Source organism: Lysinibacillus sp. NPDC094403 (assembly GCF_050278745.1).
Taxonomy (GTDB): domain Bacteria; phylum Bacillota; class Bacilli; order Bacillales_A; family Planococcaceae; genus Lysinibacillus.
In genome coordinates this window covers 1-21,163 of record NZ_JBNNTL010000002.1, presented here as the reverse complement: position 1 = coordinate 21,163, position 21,163 = coordinate 1, and the positions used below count along the sequence as shown (strand labels likewise).

16 protein-coding genes and 3 pseudogenes are annotated in these 21,163 nt (G+C 32.1%); 5 read left to right on the top strand and 14 right to left on the bottom strand.

Annotated elements, in window-relative coordinates:
- Positions 1-217: 217 nt before the first annotated feature.
- Complete coding sequence (locus ACQKMV_RS04280; protein ID WP_427502520.1) at positions 218-694, top strand: GNAT family N-acetyltransferase; 477 nt, start codon at positions 218-220, stop codon at positions 692-694.
- A gap of 796 nt (positions 695-1,490) precedes the next feature.
- Here ACQKMV_RS04280 and ACQKMV_RS04275 read toward each other — a convergent pair.
- From ACQKMV_RS04275 to ACQKMV_RS04265, 3 genes are all read right to left on the bottom strand, one after another.
- Entirely contained in the window at positions 1,491-1,739 is a 249-nt protein-coding gene (locus tag ACQKMV_RS04275; protein WP_427502519.1) for a DNA-binding protein, read from the bottom strand.
- A 506-nt stretch (positions 1,740-2,245) separates the two neighbouring features.
- Positions 2,246-2,395 (bottom strand): S-layer homology domain-containing protein, encoded by a 150-nt coding sequence (locus ACQKMV_RS04270; RefSeq protein WP_427502518.1) that lies wholly within the window; start codon positions 2,393-2,395, stop codon positions 2,246-2,248.
- The gene (locus ACQKMV_RS04265; RefSeq protein ID WP_427502517.1) at positions 2,343-2,531 is read right to left on the bottom strand and encodes an S-layer homology domain-containing protein; all 189 of its coding nucleotides are present in this window, start codon (positions 2,529-2,531) and stop codon (positions 2,343-2,345) included. The genes ACQKMV_RS04270 and ACQKMV_RS04265 overlap by 53 nt, the downstream gene beginning before the upstream one ends.
- A gap of 21 nt (positions 2,532-2,552) precedes the next feature.
- On the opposite strand from ACQKMV_RS04265, the pseudogene ACQKMV_RS04260 reads away from it, so the two are divergent.
- A pseudogene (locus ACQKMV_RS04260) lies at positions 2,553-2,825 on the top strand (DnaA N-terminal domain-containing protein); the annotation flags it as partial.
- A gap of 118 nt (positions 2,826-2,943) precedes the next feature.
- Here ACQKMV_RS04260 and ACQKMV_RS04255 read toward each other — a convergent pair.
- The 4 genes from ACQKMV_RS04255 to ACQKMV_RS04240 form a co-directional block, all read right to left on the bottom strand.
- Positions 2,944-3,201, bottom strand: coding sequence for a hypothetical protein (locus tag ACQKMV_RS04255; RefSeq protein ID WP_427502516.1), 258 nt, complete (start codon positions 3,199-3,201; stop codon positions 2,944-2,946).
- 465 nt (positions 3,202-3,666) lie between these two features.
- Positions 3,667-3,858 (bottom strand): DUF1643 domain-containing protein, encoded by a 192-nt coding sequence (locus ACQKMV_RS04250; protein WP_427502515.1) that lies wholly within the window; start codon positions 3,856-3,858, stop codon positions 3,667-3,669.
- On the bottom strand, positions 3,845-4,609 hold the full coding sequence (locus ACQKMV_RS04245; RefSeq protein ID WP_427502514.1) for a hypothetical protein: 765 nt from the start codon (positions 4,607-4,609) through the stop codon (positions 3,845-3,847). The genes ACQKMV_RS04250 and ACQKMV_RS04245 overlap by 14 nt, the downstream gene beginning before the upstream one ends.
- Before the next feature lie 286 nt (positions 4,610-4,895).
- A complete protein-coding gene (locus tag ACQKMV_RS04240; protein WP_427502513.1) occupies positions 4,896-5,705 on the bottom strand; it encodes a VanW family protein in 810 nt (269 codons plus the stop codon).
- A gap of 428 nt (positions 5,706-6,133) precedes the next feature.
- Here ACQKMV_RS04240 and ACQKMV_RS04235 point away from each other — a divergent pair, with 428 nt between their 5' ends.
- On the top strand, positions 6,134-6,313 hold the full coding sequence (locus tag ACQKMV_RS04235; protein WP_427502512.1) for a hypothetical protein: 180 nt from the start codon (positions 6,134-6,136) through the stop codon (positions 6,311-6,313).
- Positions 6,314-6,558: 245 nt separating this feature from the next.
- Here ACQKMV_RS04235 and ACQKMV_RS04230 read toward each other — a convergent pair whose 3' ends face one another.
- Positions 6,559-10,389 (bottom strand): S8 family serine peptidase, encoded by a 3,831-nt coding sequence (locus ACQKMV_RS04230; protein ID WP_427502511.1) that lies wholly within the window; start codon positions 10,387-10,389, stop codon positions 6,559-6,561.
- Between the two features lie 224 nt (positions 10,390-10,613).
- Positions 10,614-10,934: pseudogene (locus ACQKMV_RS04225) on the bottom strand (UV damage repair protein UvrX); the annotation flags it as partial.
- Between the two features lie 23 nt (positions 10,935-10,957).
- On the opposite strand from ACQKMV_RS04225, the pseudogene ACQKMV_RS04220 reads away from it, so the two are divergent.
- Positions 10,958-11,326, top strand: a pseudogene (locus ACQKMV_RS04220) (DNA topoisomerase III); the annotation flags it as partial.
- Positions 11,327-11,433: 107 nt separating this feature from the next.
- On the opposite strand, the gene ACQKMV_RS04215 reads toward ACQKMV_RS04220, so the two are convergent.
- From ACQKMV_RS04215 to ACQKMV_RS04200, 4 genes are read right to left on the bottom strand one after another with little or no spacing between them, the layout of a single operon-like run.
- Positions 11,434-13,737, bottom strand: coding sequence for an FtsX-like permease family protein (locus ACQKMV_RS04215; protein ID WP_427502510.1), 2,304 nt, complete (start codon positions 13,735-13,737; stop codon positions 11,434-11,436).
- Positions 13,731-14,432, bottom strand: a complete 702-nt coding sequence (locus tag ACQKMV_RS04210; protein ID WP_427502509.1) for an ABC transporter ATP-binding protein — start codon at positions 14,430-14,432, stop codon at positions 13,731-13,733. The genes ACQKMV_RS04215 and ACQKMV_RS04210 overlap by 7 nt, the downstream gene beginning before the upstream one ends.
- Positions 14,420-18,295, bottom strand: coding sequence for an AMP-binding protein (locus ACQKMV_RS04205; protein WP_427502508.1), 3,876 nt, complete (start codon positions 18,293-18,295; stop codon positions 14,420-14,422). The genes ACQKMV_RS04210 and ACQKMV_RS04205 overlap by 13 nt, the downstream gene beginning before the upstream one ends.
- Positions 18,296-18,298: 3 nt before the next feature.
- The gene (locus tag ACQKMV_RS04200; protein WP_427502507.1) at positions 18,299-18,811 is read right to left on the bottom strand and encodes a 4'-phosphopantetheinyl transferase superfamily protein; all 513 of its coding nucleotides are present in this window, start codon (positions 18,809-18,811) and stop codon (positions 18,299-18,301) included.
- 860 nt (positions 18,812-19,671) lie between these two features.
- On the opposite strand from ACQKMV_RS04200, the gene ACQKMV_RS04195 reads away from it, so the two are divergent.
- Positions 19,672-20,493: an MBL fold metallo-hydrolase gene (locus ACQKMV_RS04195; protein WP_427502506.1), complete on the top strand. Its 822-nt coding sequence runs from the start codon at positions 19,672-19,674 to the stop codon at positions 20,491-20,493.
- 224 nt (positions 20,494-20,717) lie between these two features.
- Here the strand turns inward: ACQKMV_RS04195 and ACQKMV_RS04190 are convergent.
- Positions 20,718-21,163 (bottom strand): IS3 family transposase (locus tag ACQKMV_RS04190; protein WP_427502504.1); only part of this gene is annotated, 446 nt, incomplete at its 5' end.

Sequence of the window (21,163 nt, the reverse complement as noted above, 5' to 3'; positions counted from 1 at the left end):
TATTCAGTATTTTCAAGAGAGCAACAATCTATACGAAAACAGCCTTTAAGTAAAACCATTTTTCATTCCCCCAATTTGTTTGTCATTTCTTTAAATATATACGTGTTGGTTAAGATCGTTCACCATCAAATTGAAGTTGAATACATATCATTTATAAATCAAGTCTATTGACGAACGTTTGTTCCTGTATTAGAATAATAAAAAAGGAGGCAATTTTATGCAAATAACGAACACCATTGAATTAGTACATTTCTCTGAAGAGTATGTGGATATATTGAATGATTTTGAGCTTCCGGAAGAACAAAGTCAGTTTACTGCCCTTCCAAAAGAGATTTCCATAGAAATGGTTGGACAATATCCGATTGTTATTCTGAGTGACCATGTACCCGTAGGATTTTTTGTTCTGCACACAACAGAACGAGTAAAAGAGTACTCTAATAATCCAAAAGCTATGCTACTTACTGCATTATCTATTGACCATAAACAACAAGGAAATGGGTACGCCAAAAAAGGGATGCTGGCACTGTCTGAATTTATTAAAAGAAAATTTAAAGATTGTAATGAAGTCGTTTTAGTCGTTAATCATAAAAATATTCCCGCTCAAAATTTGTATTTAAAAGTTGGCTTTGTCGATAACGGTGAAAGAAGAATGGGCCCTATTGGCGAGCAAATTGTTATGAACCTAAACATTTAATAGATTTTCAAAAATCACTCGTCATGACATGGGTGATTTTTTTCTGTTGGCCCCTTACTTGTGAGTATGATTGTTATTGCGGATATACTGTTTTGACAATCCACTATTTAAAGAAGTAAATACAATGAAAGGTGTAAGGATTACATACTATTTTGGATGCTCATGGATTATTGCACTCCATATCAAATATTTGAATTCCTTCACATAGTTTACATAATATTTTTATTCAATCATCCCTCTATTTGGTAAGTTCTCGTGTTTTCGGGAATGTTGCTATCCCCCATCGTCTTCAGCAGCTATACCTCCCAAAATGGTTTTAAAAATGAGAATTAATTTATATACTCGAGTTAATTTCATAATTCTAATCTCTTTAGTATCAAGGGTTCCGAAACAATAAAAAACGGGCACCCCCTTTTTTAAAACTGAGGTACTGCTAATCTCATATTTCGCTAACACCTCCATCTGTAAATAATTCCATTGAGTCTTCCACAGACGCTAATTTTTAATTTTTTTAAATAGAATTTACATGAAGTAGCTTCTTAATTCTTCTCGTCAACTAGTTTCATATTTCATTTTCCAGCTATAAAAAGTTGATGATCTAATGAAAACCTTTCACACAAATCGCAGATAGAATAGCGACTTACTTCGAACAATTGAAGGATATGTAGTTTTAGCTCGAGTGGCTGTTTTCTTCGTCCATAAAAAATGCTCCCCTTAGATAAACAGATTTTATTTTTTTAATCTGTCTACCTAATAGTGAGCATATTAAGTACTTTTGAGTCTGGGCTTTTTGTGTTTATTTATCATATGGTCTATATTTTGTTTGCAGCTCCTTAACTGCTTCTTTTCGATTTTCAATATCTTCTTTTAAGAATAAACGATCCCGAGTTAATTCCTTTATTGGAACTAACTTTTCACGCTTTACAAGTGAGCTTAAAGCCTGGCGAGATATTTGTAATTCGTCCAATACCTCAGAAGAAGTTAATATTTCAGATTGAACTAATTTAATAAATTCATTTTTATTATCTAATTTGTATTCTATCAATGGGTTAACCTCTTTTCTTCCAATATAACTATTAAGAGACAGACAAAGGCGTGACTGTCCCAAAGACAATTAATCGATAGTTCATTATCTCCTCTACTTAGTAACTCAAAGACACTTGAAAAAAACTAAAAGGAGTAAATTTGCATAGAAATCCCTTTCAATGCACTGAAGGTATACTAAAGATTATTGGATAGCCTTTGTTACAGTTAATAACTTTAACAAACCTCACAAAAGCATACAAATCAACTTTTGCTGGTTCTTGAGCATATTTTGATAATAGATTTCCTTGCAATTTTACTGCCAATAATGTAAGCACTTCTTATTCTACTTTCGTTTTTCAACTGCAAACGAAAAAGAACCTGCTCGTTCGTTCCTGTAGCTTGTAAGTTAACAAATTCCTTTGTAGACATTACAAGACATGCACTTACTAACTAAGAAAATGAGCAGATTCTTATCATTTTATATTACGTCGGCCCTAAGCCCTTTCATCTCTCTAATAGCAGGACTTATAAACCAAGCGCTCGGTACATGAGTGCTGTAATTTCTGCGCGAGTTAAGTTTTCATTTGGTCTAAAATCCCCGTTTTCATCGCCTAGTGCAATGTTATGATCTGCTAGAATAAATATATCCAATCGCCCAGTGCAATGGATCGACATCCTTAAACGAGCTATTGGCTCCTGACGTTAAGCCGAATGCTTGTATCATCATTTTCGCCATTTCGGCACGTGTTACATTAGCATTTGGTCGGAAAAGCGCCGTCTGGATAGCCTTTAATAATGCATCGATTCGCAATTTCCTCGGTCATTTCATTATATTTGTACCTTCTGTATTGTTGTCCTGACTCGAGTTGGACAAATAATTTCTAAAGCAAGCTTCGAAACGTGGCTTAAGTCTACAAAATTACTGTCCTACAATGATAGTGACTCAACTGTGACGATTACTTCGCCAAATTCGTTTGCTCGAGACTGGCTTGAGAATCATTATATGCATTTGATTAAAGGTATATTTACGGAGCTTACAGGTGAAGACTTGCTTATTAACTTTGTTGTTCAAAAAGACCAGGACTCCAACGATTTCAATTTACCGGTGACAAGCTAGTCAAGCAAAAAAGTAAGAGTTGAAAGTGAAGGTACTATCTATAGAAGATTTTAACTCATATGAAAAAATGCTAAGGAGATTGTTTTATTGGCGGTTTTAACTTTTATTATAAGAATTTAGCTACCACCAAAGCCGCAATACAATAAATATCTATTGGAATCAATGAGAGGCATCCTATCATCCAGTTTAATTTTATATATACGTTAGGTGGTATTAGTTTCAATGCTATTTTTGTATTTCCTAGGAGTTCATTATTTTTTCGTACCCCTTCAGAAATATTCTCAAACTTCAGTTCTGCTTGAGTTAAATTAGGATTATGAAAATCAGCTTCTAAAAACGCGTATTGAGGATTTAAAATCGACAAATTTCACACTCCTTCGCATCATCCTAATTCCTTAATAAATCAATTAAAAAGCTTAAATTGCACGTGGCATTTTGTCTATTATATTCTCAAGATAGTAACAACATGTGTGTATGCACTATTAATTTACAAAGTTTTGCAATGAGTACAATCAACATGTCGATTATTGACGTAAAATTTTAAAGGGTGTTTTTTGTTTTAAAATCAAAATGCCTTTTAAGCTTTCAACAAAAAATTAATATCACCTTTTTAGAAGAAAGCCCAGAATAGTTACTTCAATGATCCTCAAAATATCCTGCCCTGTTAGCACAAGAAGCGCGTGTACTTATAAAAGGTGAATACCCATATTCGGGCATGCGTTAAAGATGCAATGGAAGAGGATATCATTCCCCACGACTTCACTAGAAATACGGTGTTAAATTTCACAGTAGCTGCTAAAAAAGCGAATGAAAAACACTGTTTAGTTCTTTATCCAAATAAATTAACAATTTCTAACCATCCATATTTTCCATTAGACCATCTTTTAGCAAAATCTATACACCTTCTTAATGTTGGATCGTCTATGTTTTCATCAGCTGTACTTGGATTTAAGCAAATAAAAACTACCTTTTCTTTATCTGGCTCCCAAACTCTTGAAAGAGAATACCTATATGTCCCCATTTTTAGGAATATTGTTATGATTACCACTAATTTTATTTGTTAACCATGTACTGGCTTGTTTAGCTATCATTCTTTCAAACTCATTAATTGTGGAACTATTAACTTCAGAAAATATGTTAAGGATGTCTTGCCAGGTTAAAATACCAATTCCTCTCAGTTTGGATAGTTCAGAATTACGATGTTTAAGGTCTTTCATTAATCTAATGGAGTTATTATATTCATTTGTAATTGAGAGTCCATTAGGAGAATATTTTTCATTTAATATTAGTAATGAAAAATAAAAGTCTTTCCCCTTAACATATTCTAAACCAACGTCAATATTACGAATTACTTGATTTCTTTCTGAATCATGAGTAGTGTTCATACTAATATCACTCTTGTATTTTGCTTCTATAAACCAAACAAATTCGTCAGATTCTATAATAATATCAATTTCCGATTGACCTTCTGGTACAGGAAGACTTTTAGGGGGATTTAACTTTTCCCATAAACGGATATCTATAAACTCAAGTTTATACCTGATTTCTTTTTGAAAAGATTTTTTAAATAACTGTGCTAGCCAGCTTTTTGGATCAATTTGTTCAAAACTCCGAAAAACATTCCAAGTAATAGCGTCTTCACTATTTTCACTTTTTAACTGCTCAAGTTTCATCTCTCTCCAGCGTTTAAATTCAGAATTATATTTATCAATAATCAATGAGTCTTTATAATCTGTATTTAGTAAAACTCCACTCTTTGATTTTTCTACCAAATTTCTTCCCCCTTAACGTTATCCATTATTTTCTAAAACGATTATACATCATTAATACTCAATAAAAAAACACAACTATAAATTTTTAATTATAGTTGTGCCTTATATTTAGGTTAATTCATCTCCAACCACACAACAGCTTCACAATGCCGCGTACGTTGGACGTGGTACAAATATTAAAAATTGATGTAGTAGCTCACCTATAAATTAAAGAGCTAGTCTCGATGTCTAAATTCATTATATTCTATTAATTTCTAAAATCATTACGGTTTCCAGTTTTCCGTCTTCACGGCAATTCAGGAGCGAGCGGTATAGGATACTTCACCTCTGAAAAGTTTTTGATTAGCAATACCTCTTTTAGCATTTGTCCCGTTACTTTATCGATCGTCTTTCGCCAAATTTCATTTTGACGATAGTTTTTCCCGTCTCTTTTTAAAAATTGATGGTTTCTTTCCTCGATATGGTAAGAGTAAGGCATTTCTTCATTAGCAAAAATAGCGCCTTTTAAATGTTTCTCTGTTACCCAAACCTTTATTTGAAAAGATTTGGATGTAGGATTATAAAATCGTAAATCTATATAATTGTAAAAAACACTTGCACCACTTCCAAATGGAAGCGTTCGCCCCGAATCAGGAAATGGGTCGAAACTATGATGATGTCTTTCCGTAACAATAAGAGGTGTGTGTAGCGCCATCCAATACAGTAGATTAGCGAGCTGACAAATTCCTCCGCCAATGCCCGTCTTTACTTCTCCCATTGCGAGCTGCATGCCTTCAATATAGCCTTTTGCTTTAGTCGTTTTCCCTACTAGTTGCCAAAAAGAAAAAGTTTCACCAGGCTTAATGATTACGTCATCGATTTCACTCGTAGCAATTTTTAAATTGATTATTTTATTTTCTTGTAATTTAGGATCACTGTTTCCTAATTTTCTTTTCAGCAATGATTGATGCTTTTTACAAGTATAGGGAAATGTAGTTGATAACTCTTTATGCGTGGCAAACCATTTTCTTTCTTTTAAATTTGCTAAAAACCGAAAAAGTCTTTTTTGTTCTATTCGTATGTGATAGAAGATTGGATGAAGTTCAGATAGTCTCAATACTATTTTCCTTCCCATTTTTAAACTAGAAAGTAATTAACTTTCTAGTTATTGATATGCTTTTTTAGTTGAATTCTTTCCACATGGATTTTTAATACATTCCATCTTACTTCTTGGTATAAATGAGCATCTGACTCATTTAAATACGAATTTTCTTAATTAATCCCCTTTCGGTAATGCCACAGAACGTCCCGATTGAGAATAAGCCGTCATTATTCAGCCAGTTGAATAAATGATGGAATCGAAAAAAATGGCTGCTTATTTCAGGATCGATTTTAACGACTACTATAATAGGCATTGCATTATTTTCTTAGTTATTTTATTACACAAAGCCAATTCCTTACTCAGCAGATTTATTTAAAATTGAAGAAACAGCAGATGGAACGCTTATCTTTAATTATCTTGGAGAAAGTCATGCAGGCTCACATATGACACATCCTTTAGAAATTGAAATAGATGGAGAAGTAAAAAATATTAGCTTTATATATTATGTTGAATCAATCGCTAACTCTCCAACTAGAGATAACTTAATAAAATCGGACGGTAAGGTTTTCAAAGCTTCTGATCAATTTACTTTGCCATACAGTCAATATACGGACGCTTCCTAATATGGAGAGTTTGGTCTTGACAAAGTAACGAAAGAAAAAAAGCAAACATGGGAAAAGCTTCTACAACAAATGACGTTGATTTGGGAGAGATAAAGAGGAAATGATTTGTATGTCACAGTTAGTGTAGTAGTAGATGATCTTTTAAAGGGATTGCTTCATAATAAATACCAAAGAGAGAAATTGCGCTGCGCAATTTCTCTCTTTTTGCTTGAACTGAAATTAATTATAACTCATCCTCGGTAACTTCATTTATTACCATTACCATTGCCATTTCCATTGCCGTTGCCATTTCCATTACCATTACCATTTCCGTTGCCATTACCATTTCCATTTCCATTGCCATTTCCATTGCCATTTCCGTTGCCATTGCCATTTCCATTGCCATTTCCGTTTCCATTTCCGTTGCCATTGCCATTTCCGTTTCCGTTGCCATTGCCATTGCCATTGCCATTGCCATTGTCATTCCCTGGTTTTACAACCAACACATCAAATGTTAGTGTGTGCTCACCATACGTTACTGTAATCGTCGTATTACCTTGTCCTTTTCCTTTTACAGCCCCTTCTTTTACAGTAGCTATTTTATCATTCGCTACTTCGTAGGTTGCAAGCTTTGTAACATCTTTTTCTGTTGTTTTACCATCAAAAGTAGTTACTTCAGTAATCTTAACTTCAACTTCTTTACCTATTCTAGTTTCAACCTGAGCTTGGTCGATTTCTAGTGTTACTATTGGTTCTTTTACAACAGGTGCTTTAACTGTAACATTCATAGTAACTTTATTATCACCGTATGAAATAGTAATTGTAGTCGTGCCCTCACCTACTGCAGTTACTAATCCATTTACTACTTTTGCAACATTTTCATCTCCAACAACATAAGTAGCTTTTGAAGTTACGTCTTTCTCTGTTGCATCACCTACTGCAGGCGTTGACGTTTCTGTTACCGTAAGTTGTGCAGTTTCTCCAGCTGTTAGGTCTAGCTTAGTTGGATTTACAGAAAGTGCTACTACTGGTTCTACTACTTCTTTTTCATATATCTTCACTTCACCAACATTCCCGGCAGCGTCTTTAATTATTACTGATACAGCATTTGTTTCTGCTGTTACTGGGAATGTGAAGCTACCGTCTTGATTTAATTCAAAAGCAACTGGCGCTTGTACTTCGCCATTTACCGTCGAAATATAGGAAGCTTTTAATTTATCATTTAAATTGTAATTTAAACCGTATAAATATAACTCTTCATTGTAGTCGATATACTTATCTGTTACCTGTCCTGTAGCGACACCTTTAGCTACTGAACCAGTAATTTCTGGTTTAGTCGTTTTCACGACAATTGGTCCAACATAACCCGAAACTACTCCTGATGCTGCAAGACCGGTGAAGTCAATTGTATACAGACCATCTGGAATCGTTGTGGCAGGTGCTGATCCCCATGGTTTGTACTGCCCACCAATCTTCAGCGTATAAGAGCCTTTTCCTAGCGCAGTACCTGCATGTAGATAACCAATGTAGCCGTCTCCGTATTCTCCACCTTTAGGATTCATAATATCCCAAAGCTCGATAAAGTTAGTTGTTACATCTCCAGTTAATGTGAAGGAAAGTACAGCTGAGTCTTTCACTCCATCTCCGTTAAAGGATAGGTCTGTTTCTGTAATCTTAAAATCTTTAAGTTCAGTTACTGCCGTGCCACCAAAGTCAGCTGCGAATGGTAATGAAATTTCTGTATCTCCACCGCTGATGTAAATATACCCTAGTATTTCAGAGCCTTTTGGTGCAGTAGCTTGTGAAGCAGTTAATGTAATATTTAAAACTTGCTCACCAACTAGATTAAATGTCGGCTGATCTACTGTAACAGTTGCATCACCAAATGTTTTTGTCACATCAATTGATACGTTATAATTGCCGCCGTTCCCTTTAATATCTTTTACTAAAACTTGTTTCGTTACAGAAATATCTCGGTCTTTAAGTGATTGTGGACCGAAAGTAACTGTACCTTTCAAGTTTTCTACAACTGCACCAGTTCCATCTAAAATTGCGCTATCAAGTGCATAGGCAAGAATTTCCGGATGAGCTGCTGCATAAGCATTTACGCGCCCTGCCCCCTGAGAAAACACATCGTATTTTGTTTTATCTATAACCTTTGCTGTATTAGAAAGCGCCACTTTTACATCGAACGCGTTCCAATCAGGATTTGCTTGTTTAACTAATGCAACAATACCTGCAATATGCGGTGTTGCCATAGAAGTTCCTGTTTTACGACCATATGCTTCCCCATAATCTGCATTAGGGAAATCTTTTTTATACATTGGAATCGTGGACATAATGTTTGTTCCAGGTGCACTTACATCTGGTTTAATATCAAAGTTTGGTGTAGATGGTCCACGTGAACTTGAATCGTTTACATCATCCCCCAGTGTCTTTGTAGAAGCAAATTTACTAAAGCTTACTTTTCCGGCTCCGCCTGCTAATGCAGCGCGAATTGCAGCGCCATCCGTTTGGGACATATCAAATGTTGGCAAAAACTCAAATGAATCACCAAGGAATGCGCCTGAAATGTTCGGTGCATTCGTTCCACCAGCAAAGTTATGAATAATTGTTGCGACTGCTCCTTTTGCCTTTGCATTCGCAATTTTATCAACGAATGCGATACTGCCACGAGAAATCAAAGCCACTTTACCTTTTACATTAATTCCTTCATAGTCTTTTACTTCCCCGTTTCCAGGAACAGCAACTAGGTCAAATTCTCCTTGAAGCTGTGTTGCTAAATTTTTCGCAAAAGTCGTTCCCATTAACGGAAGCTGTTTTGTTAAGTTGTAGTTGCCAACTGTAACATTCACTTCCCCGTTATACATTGTTTCAGGATTTGATGTGTTACCAACAGCAATTCCTAAACGAGCGGTTGCAGGCGTGCCCATTGTTCCGCGATTTGGACCATCGTTCCCTGTTGCAATTACTCCGATTGTTCCAGCCATCATTGCATTATTAATAGCAAATGAACCAGCATCCGTTTCAGAGTTAGCTCCTCCGCCAAGTGAAAGGTTGATAACGTCCATTTTTTCTTTTACAGCAGTTTCAATTGCTTTAACAATACCAGATGTAGCTCCACTACCGTACGCCCCAAGAACGCGGTAAGCATAAAGGTCTACTTTTGGAGCAATTCCTTTAATACCGAATTCGTTAGCTCCGATTGCTGCAATTGTTCCAGCAACATGTGTACCGTGAGAAGTATAAAACGCGCTTCCCTTTTCATTAAATTCAGGTGTCCCAACTGGACGTTCCGAAGGCGATGTTTCCGATGCATCGTCATCTGTACGAGGCTTCGTGTATGTTGATGAATTTGGAATGAAGTTTTTTCCACCTTTATAAACTCCAGCAAACTCAGGGTGATCTGCATCAATACCAGTATCTAATACTGCTACTTTTATTCCTTGTCCTTCAATTCCTTCCTTCCAAAGCTGTTCGATGCCAAGGAAAGAATTACTTGTATTCATTTGAGCGTCTAATTGATCTTCCTTAATAAGTTCCGATGATTTCATCGTATTATCTTCTGAGGCGTAAACAATTGCATCAGGTTCGATTAATGTAATTCCTTCTACTGTAAGCAGTTTCGGGAGATCATTTGCTTTCACAGTTGCCGCAAAACCGTTTAAAACAGTATCAAATGTGTATCCTTGAGTCATCTGAACTTTTTTACTAGCTAACTCTTTTGTAACTTTTGCTTGTTGTGCTTTTACGTTTGAACGAACTTCATTTGCTCGGGCATTAGAGAATTTTTGGCCTTTGATTTGGCTTATTCCTTGCTCAAGTGCCACAGGCTTTTCAGATAAATGAACGATGACTGCAACATCTTGATTGCCCGATACATTTTGTAAGCTTTCGTGAAGAGTTGGACCATCTTTAGACAAGCTTAGTTGTTCAGCGATAGCCGCTTTTTGTTGAATTATACTTTCACTTTGACTATCCTGCTTGAATGGTTTCGATTCTTCAGCACTAGCACTCGACAATGGAACCAATAGAGAAAGCACCATAACGAAAGCTAGAATACTACTTAAGAACTTCGTAAACTTAAACTTTTTCAAATCTCATTTCCCCCTCCGCTTTTAATTGTCACACTTTTCGGATTAGTGTGATATTTCCAATTTATCACAATAGAACTAATTCGAATATCGGAATATCTGAATATTCCAAAATATTGATAATTAGTATCAGTTTATCAAATATAGATTAAATCTATCTTCCTAGTAATTTAATGAAAAAGTAGAACTTTCAAAGGAGGAATGACTTACAGTAATTCATTAATTTTTTCAACCAAACTTTCGTCTACACTATACACATGTATAGCATCAACCGGTACGTAATTAGAGATCAATTTTGTAATCGTCATCGACATTTGAATAAAGAAACTCATTTTAGGCTCAAACAATCTAATGTCAGGATGTTTAGGTATTTCATACTTCCTATTTCCCGCTTTGATTTTAAATTTTTCCTTAATCACCGGCGAGGCAGCGAGTACGATACTACCTGGTTGCTCAAAATTACCGATAACTACAATGGGATCTTTCAAGACATCTAAACCTTCTAGCATTGCAATACAGCTTGCATAATAACACTTATATTTAGTAATGTTTGCAAAATCCCTATATTACTAATCTCTCAACAAAATCGTGCCCAGATTGCGGTAAACCAATGCTTGAAGTGAACGGCAAAAAAGGCAAAATGCTTGTATGCCAAGATCGTGAATGTGGTCACCGTAAAAACGTAGCTCGTGTCACAAACGCTCGTTGTCCACAATGTAAGAAAAAGTTAGAATTACCTGGTGAAGGCGACGGTCAAATTTTTGTATGTAAATGTGGTCATCGCGAGAAATTATCTGCATTCGAAGCCCGTCGTAAAAAGGAAGGCGGCGATAAAGTGGATAAACGAAGCGTACAAAAATATTTAAAACAACAAGAAAAAGAGGCCAAAGCAATTAATAATGCGTTTGCGGATTTATTAAAAGGGATGAAGTTTGATTAATAAACTAAAAGGTGCAAATCTAATTTTGATTTGCACCTTTAATTATAACTTATTTATATTGATTTATATCACTTTAGTTAATCAGTAAATCCTTTATACTAGATAGTTTATTCTACGCTTTTAAGAGCTTCAGCCATATGAATCTTTTTAATTTTTGAAATAACAGTTAGATTAACTATTATTACAATTAATAGAACGAAAAATACAGCTATACAAATACTAGATTTTTCTATTATAATGCTAAAATCTAATTCATCGCCCATTCCAGCGGATTCAAAGATTTTTGAATGAAGGTAGTGACCACCAAGTATCCCCAAAATTATTCCTAAAATTGAAAATAATATATTTTCAAAAGAAATGAAACTTTTAAGTTCTTTTTGATAAAAGCCAAGCACTAATAATGTAGCTAGATCTCGTTCTCTTTCTGCAAAATTCAACATACCTAAATTATATAGTACAAGGAATGCCAAAATTGCAGCTGCGGCAATCATCAATACAGCCATTGATAAAGTACTACTCATGCTAGTAGTAAAATCTTTCTCTTGTAAGCTTGTTTTTACTTTATGGGACACCACATTATCGGAATATTCATTTTTTTCTTGCTTGCTTAATAAAGCAGTTGGTATGAATTTTCCATTTAGATCTTTCCATGTACTTTCACTAAGATAAATTCCTTGACCAATATTTACTTTTGATATATCTGTTACCTTTAATATTATCGAATTTCCAGAATTCAATTTTAATGTTAAATCGTCACCTACGTTTATTTTGTAAATGTCTGCTGTTTTTTGAGTAACTAAAACTCTTCCATTATCTAAAGGAATTTTCTTTTCATTTTCATCATAAAACTGAATATTTTCACTATAATTTTCCAAAACATGCAAATTGGTCATTTTCGTTTTGTTTTTTGAGGACACTTCGGTAACAACTTCCATGATTCTTTCATCATTATTATTATCTAATAGTGTCCTAAGTTCCTCAAAATCTATATTTTCTTTTAAATATATTTTAGTTTCATAAAGATAAGTCTCTTCGTATACAGAAGAGGCGACATTTTCAATTGTATCTTTCATTCCAAGAGCTGTGATTAATAAAGTAGTACTCCCTAATACACCGAAAAGAGTCATAAATAATCTAATTTTATTGCTAAAGATTTGTCTGCTTATTAATTTTTTTGTTGTGCTTAATTTCTCCCATACAAACGGAAATGATTCGAGTAAAATATTACCGGATTTTTTAGAGATTTTAGTTCTAATTAATTCAGCAGGTTGTTCAACTTCTGTTTTTAAATAAACATATATTGTCGGAATTACTGTACTTAAAATTGAAACTATTAAGATTAATATTACTTTTGGCCAATATAAAATTATTTGTGCATCTGGTAATACAAACAACTCTTCAAATAGTTCCCAAACAGATTGAGGGACTACCTTCCATCCTACAAATAAACCTAACAAACAACCTATAATACTAATCCAGATACCATAAGACATGTAATGTAAAATTATCTGTCTACTATTGTAACCAAGAGCTTTTAATAATCCTATTTGTTTTCTTTGATTATTCATTAAACGTATCATTGTAGTAAATGTCATCAGAATTACTACCGCAAAAAATATTAAAGGGAAAATATTACCAATAGACTTATATTGTGTTATTTTCTGTTGTATTGCTAAATAATTTAGTGTTTCTTCCTTTTCTATAATACCTTTTAACTTATTAGATAAAACTCCTCTTATTTCTTCTTTTATTTTTTGATTATTAACCTCTTGATTTGTTGTTACTAAGACCTCATTAAAAAATACTTCCCCTACAATTTTTTTAACATCTTGAGGTGTTACTTGTATAAATCCATATTCTTTATGATTAGGAATTACTGAAGTAGCATTAGGTACTGTATAAATATATGATGCACTGGTTGCCAAACCAGCCACTTTTAACGTAATTTGTTTTTTATTATATGAGAGTGTTATATAGTCGCCAACTTTAATCCCATTCTCTTCAGCAAAATTTAGATCTAGGATACTTTCACCAGACTTTAAATTAGATGTACCATTGCGAATATTCAATTTATTGATTTTATCAGATTCTGTAACATTCACTTCAAGTTGAGCTTCATATTCAGGAACATTCGCTTTAAATGCTAATCTTTTTTGAACTTCCTTCACGCCCTCAATTTGACTAACTTTTAACAAATCATCCTCACTAAATGACTCTGAATATAATCTAAAATCTGCGATATTATCACGGCGACTTATACTATCTGTATATTCATCTAAGCTTCTCCATGTACTATCGAGGCCAATGAATACACCAACTCCTAAAATCAACATTACTATAATTGAAATAAATTGAGAAAACGAACCCTTAATATCTCTTAGTAGCTTTTTTTTTAATACAGATTTCACCATTCTATTTCCTCCAAATCCAATGGTTCATCTATTTTTTGAATTTTAGTTACCTCTCCACTGTTCATATGAATTGTCTTATCTGAACATTTCGCTATTTCTGCATTATGTGTAACGATTATTAGAGTTTGCCCTAATTGTTTAGAAACATCACATAATACTTGCATAACTTGCTTACCAGTCGCTGAATCCAGGGCTCCAGTAGGTTCATCACATAAAATTAATTTAGGATTTTTAGCTAAAGCCCTTGCTATTGCTACACGCTGCTGCTCCCCTCCAGATAATTGACTAGGAAAATTATTCAATCGATTACCTAACCCTACTTTTACTAACATCTCTTCTGCATCAAGAGGATTTTTACAAACTTGTGATGCCAATTTAACATTTTCGATAGCTGTTAAGTTAGGTACCAAATTATAAAATTGGAATACAAATCCTACATCATTTCTTCTATAAAAAGTTAATTCTTCTTTATTGAAAGAGGAAATATTTTTATCGGCTATATTAATTAGTCCCTCTGTAGCCGTATCCATTCCCCCTAGTAGATTTAATATTGTTGTTTTACCAGCTCCACTCGGTCCTAATATAACTGTAAATTCTCCTTGATTTATCATGAGATTCACATTATTTACAGCATTAATTGTTATTTCACCAGATTTATATTTTTTAGAAACACTCTTAAATTCTATATATGACATAAATCAACATCCTTTACTTCTGTTTGAATAGAAATTAAATTTTTATTAATACTATTAGCTAAACCGATGACATTTTCCTTATCAAAAATAGTAGTATGATCCCCGTTCACATGCTCCTCTAACAAGATTCTTTCGGTATGGTCAGACCAAGAATAATAGTCATCTACAGGTTCATTTTTTGCTCCTATATATATAATCGGAACATTAATTTTTTTTGATGAACTATACATAAACCTTACCGTTTCAAAACTTCTGAAAAGATTAATATAGTAAACTAATTCTCTAGGTTTGTTACTACCGAAATGTGGTATCAATCTTGATAGTTCAGGTGGAACAATCTTCACTAATTTAGGCATTAACTCCAATCGATTCTCCAACATTAAAATTATTCTATTCCACAATTCTGTTGTATTATTTATATCTGAAATCTTAATATTAAATGAATCCTCAATCATTTTCATTTCAGCAGTAAGAGATTGCTCAAATCTTACGACTTTTTCATTAACTGGTGGCATAGAATTTATTAATAATAAACCTTTTATATTCGGATTTATTTTTGTTATTTCAAAACCTAGTGTTCCACCAATACACCATCCTCCAATATAATCTACTGAATCTAATTCCTTAATTATTTCATTATATTTTCCTGCAAGTATTGGTAAATCAATGGAACGCATTGCAACATCCTTATAATTCTTTTCAAACTTTATAGCGTATATATTATAATCAGCGTCCAAATTCTGAGCTAATTTATTATAAATCGCAATTTCTCCACTTCCTGCATGTATTAGAACTATATTTTTATTTGTCTTACCTTTCTTAAGTTGAATTAACTGTTTGTGGATATTTATATTAGAATTTTTTCTATCTTTAACCTTATCATTGATCAATTTTGCCTGCTCTTTTAGTGAAAAATTATTTAACAAGTCTTCAATTGATATTTCTATTTGGTATCTAATACAAATTTCATGTAGCAATTCAGGTAGCTTAATTGAATCTCCACCAATATCAAAGAAATTTTCACTTATATTATTTAACTCAGAATAGTTATCCCCAATAATCTCCTCCCATAAGACTAGTAAATTTTCTTCTTGCTGATTTAATTTCAAAGGTTGATTAATTTCTATCATCTTATTAAGTTGTTCAACATCAACTTTTCCATTTGCTGTTAAAGGTATCTCTTCTACGTTGACAAAATTAGTAGGTATCATATAAGATGGCAAATGTTTTTTTAGTTCCTCCCGAATGTAAGATGATTCTAGTTCTTCACCTTGTTCAGATATATATACAGTAACAATTATGCTTCTATGATTAGTCTTTTTTACATATACTTTAGACTGCTTGATATTATTTAAATTGTTGAATATGTTTTCAATCTCTAATAGATCAATTCTATAACCATTAACTTTTAATTCAGCTTGCATTCTACCAACAATATAAATACAGCCTTCATCTGACATATAGCCTTTATCACCCGTTTTATATAAACGTCCAAATTTATTATGGTTAATAAATGCCTTATTTGTATTTTCCTTATCCAAATAGCCATTTGCTAAACCTAATCCCCCAATAAAAATTTCTCCACTAACATAATTTTCAACAGTATTATAATTTCCGTCTAAAACATAGATAGTTTGATTTGAGAGCGGGTAACCATAGGGTATCTTTGTTTTATTAAATTTTTTTGTTATTGGGTAGTAAATTGACCAAATTGATACTTCAGTAGCCCCTCCTAAACTATATATTACAAGATTCGGGTTTTTGTAATTTTCTTGTATAGAGTTTACTAATTCTGAAGGAATAAAATCCCCACTCATTAATACACATCGAATAGACGTCATTAATTTACTATATTTAAGAAGAAGTTGTGCTAGTCCCGGAGTTGAGTTCCAAATCGTTATTTCTTTAAATAGACTTGTATAGTTTTTAACGTGCTCTACAGATTCACATAATATAGTCTTCGTTCCTACTAATAATGGTGTCAAGATATCAAAAATAGATAAATCAAAAGAAAGTTCTGAAATATTGAAAATAACATCTGTTGAATCTATATTTAACTTTTCTACTAAATCATAAATTGTATTAAGAACCGCATCCTCATTTATACTAATACCTTTAGGCTCACCAGTTGTACCAGAAGTAAAAATTACATACAATTCATCCTTAGGAATTTTATTATTAGGTTTTAAGATAAACTCAATAGTTCCATTTTCTATAATTAATGAACATTCACATATTTCCTTTATTTTATCTTGTCTTCCTTTAGGTAACGATTTGTTAATAAAACAGAATGAATCTCCAGCTTTTATAACACCTAACATTTCAACGATACAACTATTACTTTTATTAGTATTAATACCAATTCTGATTTTATCTAAATTATGTTTTTGTTTTAATTGAATTATTTTTTCCTTTATTAATTCACTTTTTTGATCTAACTCTTTAAAAGTTATTTTCCCAGAAACATCTTCAAAAGCAATTTCATGCATCTTTTCATTTAAAATACTAGGGAATTTGCATAAAATCCAGTTATTTTCTAATTTTCTAATAGCCTGAGCATTATACATATCATAGACTACATCCGATTCTTGGATATATTTTCTATCCATTGCTCGTAAAGCTTCTTCAGAATTTATCATATACATTTTAAAAGACTCAATAAAATTGGAAAACATTTTATTAATTTGAGAGCATTCAAAGATATCTTTTATATAATCCCAACTAATATTTAACTCACCGTTAATTATCTTTAATTGGCAATCTAAATATACTTGTGGCGTTTCTGAAACCCAATAATCTATTTTTCCAAAAGAATCAAAATTGTTAAAATCAAACAACATTGACGTAAAAACAAAAGGCATAATACTCAAGCGATCATTATCTTTAGCAAGCTCTCTTAAAACTTCTACTCCTTCAAATGCTGAATATCTAAAGGATTCGTTTACTCTTCTCTGTAATTTATGTACATTTTCAGTTAAATTATCTTCGAGATTTATATCTGTATTAATAAGAGTAGTACTTGTAAAATCTCCTATTACACTCATATATTCCTCTTTTCTAGGGCGTTTAAATGTAGTCATATTTATTGTAAAGTTTTTATTTGTAGACCACCTTTGAAGCACTGCAGCGTAAAGTGTAAGGAATACAGTGTTAATAGATATTTTCTTTTCTGTAGCTATCTCCTGCATTTTTAAAAAATCGGAGTTAGAAAAGTTATACTCTAATCTCTTAAAGTCACTTTTCTCTACTTCTTTAAGGTTTAGCATTAATTGAGGGGCTTCTGGTAATGTCGAAGTGTTACCTAGCCAATAATTCTTTGCCTTTTTATACCTATCTGATTTTTTTTCCTCATGGTATTTCTGATTTATATATAAAAGATTTTTTGTCATATCTTCTAAAGGATAATTTTCATCTTCATATAAGCTTCTCCATTGATCAAACAGTTGGAATATACTCATACCATCAGCTATTAATAAGTCTAAGCTAAAGAAAATTATATGTTGTGAAGCATCTATTGACAGGCAATCAACAGTGAAGTAAGGGAAATTCTCCGCCTTATATAATTTATGGGAAAGTTCATTTCTTTTTTGAATTTTTATATTTTCAATGTCTTTTTCATTCAATACATTTTCTATTTTAAATTTATAATCAAGCGTTTCATAAATTTTAAAGTATTCTAAATCTAACACTTTAGCTCTCAACATAGGTTGTTTTAATATTAATTTATTGAATGCTTTGTTTAATTTCTCAATATCCCCATTAAAACTAAGTTCAATATAAATATGAGTTCCAGTTCTACCACTAAAAGCATCGTTTCTACCTAATAAATAAGCTTTTTGCACTTCTGTCATTTTTATTTTCATAATTTATATAACTCCTTTTAATGTTTCAAATTTTATTAAACACTCTTCATTCGAAGAAATAGAAATTATTGTATCTGTTGTTGTTAATATTTTTGCTTTAATTTGATCAAAATCAGGATGTTTCACATTAAATAAATCATCTTTTAACCAAGAAATATTAATTTTTTTAAAATCCATATTCAAACCTTTATTATAAAATTTTGAATAAGATTCTTTTATAGTCCAAATGTGTATTAGTGAAATTCCTCTTTGCATTAAAACCATATCTTTATCATTAAGAGAAAAATTAATTAATGCTTGTTGATGCGTGTTAGATAGAACTCGTTTTTTTTCGATATCTATTGAGATCTGATTTTTTGAAAATGCGTAAATACCATAATTAAATGAATAAGATTTTGATACAAAGAACTTTTTACAGCCTTCAATTTCTTTTTTAATAAATTTTTTCATTTCTATACGATGTGTATTTTCATTAAATTTATATTTCCTCACCCTAACTTCTATTATTTTGACCATCCCCCAAACCTTAAATTACTATTGTAATTACCATTCTACACCACCAGAATCTTAACCATACTATACATATTTTGGATAAAATGGTATAATTCTTTATATACATTACCAGTTTATTAGAAATATGTGTATATTTTTCACATAAATTACTTAGATTGCATTATATTTTACAAATAACCTATGAACCTAAAGTAATGTGGTAAATTGAATTAATATAAATTGATTTCACAATCAAATTTCATGACAAATGAGAGTGACCAACAACCAACGTAATAATGCAGTTATACTAATGCTATAAAATCCATTACTCAATATAATAGCAGCAACAATTTTATTAGATGTTTATGATACTAATCCTCCCATGTTGTCTAAGCATTGAATATATATGCTTCGTTGGTTTCTTCGGATGTTTTTCATAATTATGCTCCTCTCCTTTTTGATTATGTTAGTACCATACCATTAGCTATAAAAGTTTCAAAATCAACTTTTGTTGATAATTGAACAAAAATTGATAAAATTCAGAAAAAAATACTCTTCTTGGAGTTTGAAATCACAGATAATCCTTATAAGAAAGAAAAGAAGCCTAGTAAAAACTAGATTTCTGCATTTAAATAGAGGTATTAAAGTCCTTATAAAGTCCTTTTAAGAACCCTATGCCACCAGTCTAGAAAAGTTTCAAAATCAAGTTTTGTTATAAATTGAACGAAAATTGATAAAATTTATGAAACTATTCGGAGTTTGAAATCACAGATTGAGGAATAGATCTAGATCTTGAAGTATTGCAGAACGGACAGGTTGTTAGTTGAGTTAATAGAGGGTTTCTATTGATTACTGAATAAATTGATTAGAAAGTAGGTACTCTTTTGAAAATTACAGCTATTCTAGAAAATTCAAAGTTAGAAAAGAGCTTAATCTCAAAGCATGGTTTATCACTTTACATAGAGATAGAAGAAACAAATATTATCTTTGATTTAGGGCCAGATAACTCCTATATTAAAAATGCTCATTCTTTAGGTATTGATTTAAATAATGCAGATACAATAATTATTTCACATGGTCATTCGGATCATATAGGTGGATTAAATCATTTGAATGAAGTAAATAAACATGGAAGCATTTTTTTATCATCGAATTCATTTGAACCACATTGGCTAAAAATTGGCCCCTACTATCATAATGTTGGGGCAAACAATACTTTACCTCAAGTTTTCATTAGTCGTATGAAATTTGTTTATGCTGATATGGAAATTACAAAAGGAATACACATTATTCATTTGCAACCGACTAGTGAATATACAAAAAATCTTTTTAAAGGAGATAAAAAAGAGTTAGATGATTTTAATCATGAAATTGTATTAGTAGTTGAAAATAAAAAAGGATTAGTAATATTTAGCGGTTGTAGTCATCATGGAATTGTTAATATAGCTAAAACTGTATTAACAAAATTTCCAAATAAAAACATCCATGCAATTATAGGAGGGTTTCATTTAATAGGAATTCCTATAATTAATACAATAGGAAAAACAAAAGAAGAAGTAATTTCAATTGGTAATGTGCTAAATACTATGCCAATAAATCTTATCTATTCTTGCCATTGCACTGGAACAAGTGGATATAAAATCCTAAAATCCGTTTTAAAGGAAAAATTACATTCGTTTAAAACTGGAGAAATTATAGTAATTTAGATAATTTAAATTTTAATATGCTTCCACTTTAAGTGTTGATATAACAATAGCTATCGTTAGAGTAGCAGTCATTAACATTCCCATTCAATTTCAAACTCGTAATTAGAATAAAATTATAAATTATTTCATTTATATTTTGCGTAATGGGAAAATAACAAAATTAGTTAAAGAAAAAGCTGATTTATAATAAAGTGTACCCTTTGTAAAGGACATTTTGAAAAAAGCTAGGCAACCTTTTGAAGCTGCTGTCTGTATTTTGCAGGCGGCAGCTTTTTCAAGTTCCATTGCCCTCTATAATGGTTGTAATACATCATATAACTTTTCACTTCTCGTTTTACTTCTTCTAATGTTTCGCACGCTTTCAGATTGGTTTCATCTTTAAAATGACCGAAGAAGGATTCTTGGGGGGCGTTATCCCAACAGTTTCCTCGACGTGACATCGATTGCCCTAGTCCCATCTTCTTCACAAGTTTCTGGAATTGTGGATTCGTATAATGGAATCCTTGATCTGAATGAATAAATGCATCTTCTGTTAAATGGTGGTGATTTTGCTTTAATTTACGAAGTGTATTGAGCGCGATATCCATACTTAATGAAGCAGATACTTCATACGCTAAAATTTCGTTTGTCTCAGCGTCCTTAATCGTTGATAAATAAGCACGTTTGCCGT

Bases quoted from the DNA above. Each gene is read 5' to 3' on its own strand.
- ACQKMV_RS04280 (WP_427502520.1), top strand. From the start codon at position 218: ATGCAAATAACGAACACCATTGAATTAGTACATTTCTCTGAAGAGTAT.
- ACQKMV_RS04250 (WP_427502515.1), bottom strand. From the start codon at position 3,858: ATGGGGACATATAGGTATTCTCTTTCAAGAGTTTGGGAGCCAGATAAA.
- ACQKMV_RS04270 (WP_427502518.1), bottom strand. From the start codon at position 2,395: ATGTCGATCCATTGCACTGGGCGATTGGATATATTTATTCTAGCAGAT.
- ACQKMV_RS04205 (WP_427502508.1), bottom strand. From the start codon at position 18,295: ATGAAAATAAAAATGACAGAAGTGCAAAAAGCTTATTTATTAGGTAGA.
- ACQKMV_RS04235 (WP_427502512.1), top strand. From the start codon at position 6,134: ATGACACATCCTTTAGAAATTGAAATAGATGGAGAAGTAAAAAATATT.
- ACQKMV_RS04210 (WP_427502509.1), bottom strand. From the start codon at position 14,432: ATGTCATATATAGAATTTAAGAGTGTTTCTAAAAAATATAAATCTGGT.
- ACQKMV_RS04200 (WP_427502507.1), bottom strand. From the start codon at position 18,811: ATGGTCAAAATAATAGAAGTTAGGGTGAGGAAATATAAATTTAATGAA.
- ACQKMV_RS04215 (WP_427502510.1), bottom strand. From the start codon at position 13,737: ATGGTGAAATCTGTATTAAAAAAAAAGCTACTAAGAGATATTAAGGGT.